Origin of the sequence: Micromonospora sp. (assembly GCF_048594385.1) — a bacterium.
In the GTDB taxonomy this organism is placed as follows: domain Bacteria; phylum Actinomycetota; class Actinomycetes; order Mycobacteriales; family Micromonosporaceae; genus Micromonospora; species Micromonospora wenchangensis.
Map to the genome: position 1 here is coordinate 1 of NZ_JBMDWU010000032.1, position 7,041 is coordinate 7,041.

5 protein-coding genes are annotated in these 7,041 nt (G+C 73.8%); 3 read left to right on the forward strand and 2 right to left on the reverse strand.

The genetic code is table 11. The annotated features are described in order from the left end of the window. The first annotated feature begins 134 nt into the window (after window positions 1–134). Window positions 135–563, forward strand: coding sequence for a DUF3151 domain-containing protein (locus ACOJTC_RS01360; protein WP_363649870.1), 429 nt, complete (start codon window positions 135–137; stop codon window positions 561–563). Between the two features lie 14 nt (window positions 564–577). Here the strand turns inward: ACOJTC_RS01360 and ACOJTC_RS01365 are convergent, their stop codons facing one another. Together ACOJTC_RS01365 and ACOJTC_RS01370 are read right to left on the reverse strand one after the other, a co-directional pair. Then, on the reverse strand, window positions 578–2,530 hold the full coding sequence (locus ACOJTC_RS01365; protein ID WP_420115424.1) for a chromosome partitioning protein: 1,953 nt from the start codon (window positions 2,528–2,530) through the stop codon (window positions 578–580). 627 nt (window positions 2,531–3,157) lie between these two features. After that, entirely contained in the window at window positions 3,158–4,171 is a 1,014-nt protein-coding gene (locus ACOJTC_RS01370; protein ID WP_204928464.1) for a hypothetical protein, read from the reverse strand. A gap of 123 nt (window positions 4,172–4,294) precedes the next feature. On the opposite strand from ACOJTC_RS01370, the gene ACOJTC_RS01375 reads away from it, so the two are divergent. Continuing rightward, window positions 4,295–5,584 (forward strand): adenylosuccinate synthase, encoded by a 1,290-nt coding sequence (locus ACOJTC_RS01375; protein WP_420115422.1) that lies wholly within the window; start codon window positions 4,295–4,297, stop codon window positions 5,582–5,584. Window positions 5,585–5,774: 190 nt separating this feature from the next. After that, window positions 5,775–6,701 (forward strand): type IV toxin-antitoxin system AbiEi family antitoxin domain-containing protein, encoded by a 927-nt coding sequence (locus ACOJTC_RS01380; protein ID WP_420115423.1) that lies wholly within the window; start codon window positions 5,775–5,777, stop codon window positions 6,699–6,701. The last annotated feature ends 340 nt before the right edge of the window (window positions 6,702–7,041 follow it).

Consider the following 7,041-nt stretch of genomic DNA (forward strand, 5'->3'; position numbering starts at 1 on the left):
GGCCGAGGGTTCACCCGACGGGGCCGAGGGTTCACCCGGTGGGGTCCCCGACGTGACGTAGACCTCCACCGTTCAGCCAGCGTACCCACCCGACCCCCTCGCGCCCCGCAGGGCGAAGCGGGTTGAATGGGGCGATGCAGAACCTGTTGCCTGAGCCTCCGGCCACTCTCCTGCCCGCGCACGACGACGCGGACGCCGCGTTGGCCGCTGCCGCAGAGCAGGGCACCGACGAGGCGTACGCCGAGGTCGCGGCCCGCTTCCCGACGCACAGTGCGGCCTGGGCGGCGCTGGCCACCCGGGCCCTGGACGGCGGCCAGGTGGTCGCGGCGTACGCGTACGCCCGCACCGGCTACCACCGGGGCCTGGACCAGCTGCGGCGCAGCGGCTGGAAGGGGCACGGCCCGGTCCCCTGGTCGCACACCCCGAACCAGGGCTTCCTGCGCTGCCTCTACGTCCTGTCCCGGGCCGCCGGGGAGATCGGCGAGGCGGACGAGGCCGCCCGGTGTGCCCAGTTCCTCCGCGACTGCGACCCGGCCGCCGGGGACGCCCTCGCCAGCGCCTGACCGGCCGACCAGGGTCAGAGGCCCTCGGCCACCGCTGCCGCGATCTTCAGCCAGGCGTCCCGGGTGGCCGAGGAGAGCCCGCCGTACCGGATCGGCTCGCCGGTGTCGATCAGCCGCTCGTACGGCGCGAGCAGCACCGCCCTCGTCCGGGCGGCGAAGTGCTCCTGGATGGCCGGCAGGTCGATCTCCTTGCGTGACGGGGGCATCGACACCACCGTCACCGCCTGCCGGACCAGCCGGTGCCGGCCGCTCTGCTCCAGGTGGTCGAGCATCCGGGCGGCCGTCTCCGCCGAGTCGTTACGGGCCGACATGGTGACCACCAACTGGTCGGTGGCGTCCATCGCGGCCTGCCAGTTCTGCGCCCGGACGTTGTTCCCGGTGTCCACGAAGATCAACTTGTAGAACCGGCTCACCACCTCGCGGATCTCGGCGAACGCCGCCGCCGTCAGCATCTCGCCCCCGGTGGCCGACTCGTCCGAGGCGAGCACGTCGAACATCCCCTCGCCCTGCGAGCGGACGTACTGCGACAGGTCGCCGATCCGGCCGTGCGGCCCCTGGAACTGCCCGAGGTCCCGCAGCATGTCGCGCACCGTACGGGAGTGGAAGTCCTGCTGCGCCCGCATCCCCAGGGTGCCCTGGGTCTCGTTGTTGTCCCAGGCCAGCACGTAACCCCCGCGCTTCTGCCCGAAGGTCATCGCGAGCAGCAGGATGGCCACCGTCTTGCCGGCGCCGCCCTTGGGATTGACCACGGTCACCTGGCGCAGCCCGCCGAAGTTGCGGCGCACCATCTCGATGTCCCGCTTCACCTCCTGCTCGTGCTGCCCCGGGGGGAGCTTCACCAGGCCGATCCTGTTGACCATGGCCCGGACGCCCATCGTGGCGATCGGCTCGGCCGGCCGGATCTGCCGGCGGCGGGCGAAGTCCTCGGCGGTCGGGGCGATCCCGCTCTCCGGCGACCACCCCATCTCGGGGTAGCCGACCGAGGTGAGCGGATCGGGATAGACCGGCGCGGGTGGGGACGCCGGAGGCGTCCCGCCGGAGGTCGACGGCTCCGGCCAGGACGGCCGGTACCACCCGCCGGTCACCTGCTGCGCCGGTGCGGGCTGTTCCGCTGCCGGTTGCGGTCCCGGAGCCGACTGCCCCGCTGCCTGCTGTGGTCCGGCCTGTTGTGCCGGCTGCTGCGGCGATCCGGCGGCCGGCTGTCCCGGTCCGGGTTGCTGTCCGGGTACCGGGTACCCGTGAACCGGCAGGCCGGGTTCCTGCGGCCCGGGTAGCGGCAGCCCCGCTGCCGGCGAATCGAGCCGTGAGAGGCCCGGTGCCGACGAGCCGGGCAGCGGCAGCCCGGGTACCGGTGGCTCCGGCAGCGCGGGACCGGACCCTGACGGCTCGGGCATGCCGGACCCTGACGGCTCGGGCAGGTCGGGTGCCGGCTGGTCGGGCAGGCCGGGTCCCTCGCGGTCCGTCGACTCCGGTCGGAGCGGAGCGGGAACTGCCGCCCCGGTTCCGGGCGGATCGAACCCGGGGACGGCCGGTCCGGCTGCGGTCGGCTCGGGCCGGCCCGGTGGCGTCGGTTCGCCCGGTTCGGGCCAGCCCGCTGCCGGTTGCTCCGGGCCGGCGTCCCCGGTGGCGGCCCGGAACCCGCCGGGGACACCGGAACCGGCGACGGGCGGCGGTGCGGAGGCCGGACCGGTGGCCCGGTCGGGCTCGTCGATCCCGGTGGAGAGCCGCTGGGGCGGCAACGCCCAGGGTGACTCGCCCCGCCCCGTGGACTGTGCCGGCACCGCCGCCACGACCGCCGGTTCGGCCTCCTGGATCCTGGAGGATCTCGGCCCCGCCGGGGGCCCGAACCTTCCAGGATTCAACTCGGTCGGGTCATCTCCGTGGGCCACGACGCTCCCGTTGCGCGGAGGGGATGGTGGGGCGGGATGGGACGGACTGTTCGGCGGGGGCGTCGGCGCAGCCGACATCGACGGTCCTGGACCGGCGGGCGGGGCAGCCGGAGTCAGCGGCCCGGGCCCGGCCGGCGCAGCAGCCGTGGGAGGTCCGGGCGGCGGAGCGACGGGGGCCGGTGGTGCCGGGGGACCGGCGAGCGACGGGTCCAACGTGAAGGGCAGGTCGAGATCCACCCGCCCGGTCCGGCCCGGCCCCGTTCCACCGGCCGGTGCGGTCGCCCGGCCCGCACCGGCACGATCCGCCGGGGCGGCGTACCCGGGAGGGGCGTAGCCGGGTGGCGGGTCGTAGCCGGGGGAATCGTCGTACCTCGGGGGAAGTTGGGTCGACGGGGTCGGCTCGGGCAGGTCGGGCACCCAGCCGTCACCGGGCGGGGCCCAGCCGCCGTCGGGCGGCAGGGGCGCGACCTCCGCCGCGAGCGACGGGTACGCCGTCGGCGGGTAGACCGGCGTGGGCTCGGCGGCCCAGTGCGGCACCGGGGGGTCGGGCGGCCAGAGTGGTTCGATGTCCCGCTCCGGCCCCGGCTGCTGGCCGGGCTGTCCGGCCCGGTCGGCGTTGTCGTCCACCACGGATCCTCCCCACTCCTCCCGCCGAGGATAGGCCGTCCCGTTCCCGTTACGCCGGGTGACGGATGTGGGGAACGGTCAGCCGGTGAAGACCGCCCAGGCCCCTGGCTCGGTCCACCAGGACCGCTTGCGGCTCAGCTCACCCTCGACCCCGTCGTCGAGGAAGGGCACCCGCTCGTCCCGGGGGATCACCGCCACCGCCCGGCCCCGGGCCCGCCGGACCTCGTACCGGATCTTCTTCTTCCTACCCAACGTCGGGCGGGTCGGCACGGGAACGGCCACCGCGACCTCCACCCGACCGTCGGCCGGGTCGCCGGCGGTGAGCAGCGGCAGCGAGTCGAGGGTGGCGTAACCGCCGGCGTTGCCGATCGCGCAGGCCAGGATCGGGTCCGCGCCGTCGGAGAGCACCGCGTCGTCCACCTCCACCCGACCCCGCCAGTGCAGCGGCCGGCCCGCCTCGTCGGCGGCACCGAGCAGCGCCCCGTCCAGGGTCACCGAACCGCCGTCGTTGCGCAGCAGGTCGAGCCGGCGTACGCCGCCGTCGAGCACGGCCGCCGCCACCGCCGCCGGGTCCCGGGGCAGGCCGAGCTGCGCGGCCAGGTCCCGGTGCGGGCCACCCCGGGCCGGATCGAGCGGGAGTACGCCGATCGGCGGCAGGTCGGGCACCGTACGGTTGCCGGCCAGCTCGGCGGGACGGCGGCTGGGCGGTGGGGCGTACCGGCGGACGAGCCGACGCACGACGGCGCGCAACTGGGCGTCGCTGGCGACGGCGACGACCAGCCTGGTCTTGCTGTCCGGGTCGGGCCAGGCGAGGCCGTCGGGGCGGGCCGGGGCGTCCAGCCGGGCCAGCACCTCGTCGACCTCGGCGTCGGAGCGGGCGACGACGGTCTCCACCCGGGCACCCCGCGCGGTCAGCGCGTCCGCGCAGGCCAGCACCGGTACGCGCGGCGTTTCGCAGCGCTGTCCGTCCGGTGGCGCGGCCGGTTTGCCGGTGGCCTCGGGAGCACCGCCGCAGCAGGCGTCGCCGCTGCCGCAGCCCCCACCGGGAGCGTCCCGCTCGGAGCCGAGGGTGAGCAGCACCACGTCGTACACTCCGGGCCTCCTGCCTCGCGACGTGAACCCCTGCCGGCCACGCCGTTTCTACTTGTTAGCCTGACACCCCGGGCTCGCCAACCGGTCGCCACCTGGCACCCGAGCCTTCTGGAGGCGGAAAAGATGCCAGCGATCGTGCTCATCGGTGCTCAGTGGGGCGACGAGGGCAAGGGCAAGGTTACCGACCTGCTGGGTGAGCGGGTCGACTACGTCGTGCGCTACTCCGGCGGCAACAACGCCGGCCACACGGTGATCACGCCGGACGGGCAGAAGTACGCGCTGCACCTGATGCCGTCAGGCGCGCTCTCCCCGAGCGCGATGATCGTCATCGGCAACGGGGTGGTGGTCGACCCGAAGGTGCTGCTCGCCGAGATCGACGGGCTCGCCGAGCGGGGGGTGGACGTGTCCCGGCTGCGGATCTCCGGCGACGCGCACCTGATCATGCCGCACCACCGCGCGCTGGACCGGGTGGTGGAGCGCTACCTCGGCTCGGCCCGGATCGGCACCACCGGGCGCGGCATCGGCCCGGCGTACGGCGACAAGGTCGCCCGGATGGGCATCCGGCTCCAGGACCTGCTCGACCCGGGCATCCTGCGCAAGAAGCTGGAACTCGCGCTGCGCGAGAAGAACCAGCTGCTGTTCAAGGTCTACAACCGCAAGGCGATCGACGTCGAGGAGACCGTCGAGGAGTACCTGCGGTACGCCGAGCGGCTGCGGCCGTACATCGCCGAGACCCGGGTGATGCTCTGGGACGCCCTGGACCGGGGCGAGACGGTGCTGCTGGAGGGTGCCCAGGCCACCATGCTCGACATGGACCACGGCACGTACCCCTTCGTGACCTCGTCGAACCCGACGGCCGGTGGGGCGTGCGTGGGTGCCGGCATCCCGCCCACCGCGAACAACAGGGTGATCGCGGTGAGCAAGGCGTACACCACGCGGGTGGGTTCGGGCCCGTTCCCGACCGAGCTGTTCGACGACAACGGCCAGCACCTGCGCAAGGTCGGCCACGAGTACGGCACCACCACCGGCCGGGAACGCCGGTGCGGCTGGTTCGACGCCGTCGTGGCCCGGTACGCGTGCCGCCTCAACGGCGTCACCGACCTGGTCGTCACGAAGCTGGACGTGCTCACCGGCCTGTCCAAGGTCCCGCTCTGCGTCGGTTACGAGATCAACGGTGAGCGCTTCGACGACATGCCGATGACGCAGACCGACTTCCACCACGCCACCCCGATCTACGAAGAGCACGACGGTTGGTGGGAGGACATCAGCAAGGCGCGCACCGAGGACGAGCTGCCGGAGAACGCCCGCCGCTACATCGCCCGCATCGAGGAGATCACCGGCACCCGGGTCAGCGTGGTGGGCGTGGGCCCCGGCCGCGAGGAGAACGTCGTCCGCCACCCCCTCCTCCCCTAACCCCCCGCCTCCCCTCTCCCGCTTCCCGCGCCCCGCTCCCGCCGTGCCCCGGTGATCAAGAGGTTTGCGTCACGGATTCGCCGTCTGATGACGCAAACCTCTTGATCACCTGTGGAAATCCGAGGGTTGTCCACAGGGTTATCCACAGGGGTGGAAGTTGGGGTGGGCGGGGCGTGAGGGTGGCGGGGTGATGCCGCTCGAAATTCTCCGTCGGATCGCCCTCGGGCAGGACGGCATGGTCACCACGTCACAGGCCCTCGCGGCCGGGCTGACCCGGCACCATGTCCGGCAACTCTGCCGCTCCGGGCGGTGGAGGCGACTGTCCCGTGGCTGCTATGCCCCCGCCGGGCAGCCACCGGACGCGATCACCCGGCGGGCCCGCATCCGGGCGGCGGTGACGAGCCTCGGCCCCGGAGCCTTCGCCGTCCTCGACAGCGCCCTCGCGCTGCACGACATCGCCGGGCCACGCCGATCCGCCATCCACGTGTCGGTGCCGGTGGACCGGCCCCGGCCGCAACGGCACACCGACCCGATGCTCGTCGTCCACCAGTTCACCGTGGCCCCGGGCGACGTCGTCGACGTGGCCGGCATTCCCACGACCTCGCCGTTGCGCACGGTGACGGACATGATTCTCCGGCTCGACCGGTACCCGGCGGTGTCCGTGCTCGACTCGGCACTGAACCGGGGGCTCGTCACCCGGGAGGACCTGGCCACCGCTCCGGCGCTCGTCCGGGGCCGCCGGGGTGCCCCGGCGGCCCGCAGCCACCTCGCCGAGGTGGACGGTCGCGCCCAGTCACCGCTGGAGACCTGGTCGCGGCTGCGCTGCGTCGACGGCGGAGTCCCGCCCGACGTGCTGCAACAGGAGGTCCGGGACGGGGACGGTCACCTGCTCGGCATCGGTGACCTCGGGTGGCGGGCGGCGCGGTTGATCGCCGAGGCCGACGGAGCGGGCCCACACGGCACCCCGGACGCCCTGTTCGCCGACCGCCGCCGGCAGAACCGCCTGGTCAACGCCGGTTGGCGGGTGCTCCGGTTCACCTGGTCCGACGCGCTGCGCCCGGACTACATCCCGCACACCGTCCGCCAGGCCATGGCCCTGACCCGCTCCCGCCCCTAGGCCGTCGGCTGCCCCGTCCCGGCACCGCCCCGTGTCTCGGCACCGCTCCGTCTCGGCATTGCCCCATCCCATCCCGCTCTGCCCAGTCTCGGCACAGCCCGATGCGGCCCCCCGCCTCATCACTCTGCTCGCCGCCGGCCATCCCATCCCGCTCTGCCCAGTCTCGGCACAGCCCGGCCCCGCCCCGCCCCGGCATACCGCCCCGCCCCAGCTCAACCCGACTCCACCTCGCCTCACCCCTGACCCCTGACCCCTCGGACGGTGATCAAGAGGTTTGCGTCAGCTGATCAAGAGGTTTGCGTCTAAGTCGATCTTCAACGTGACGCAAACCTCTTGATCA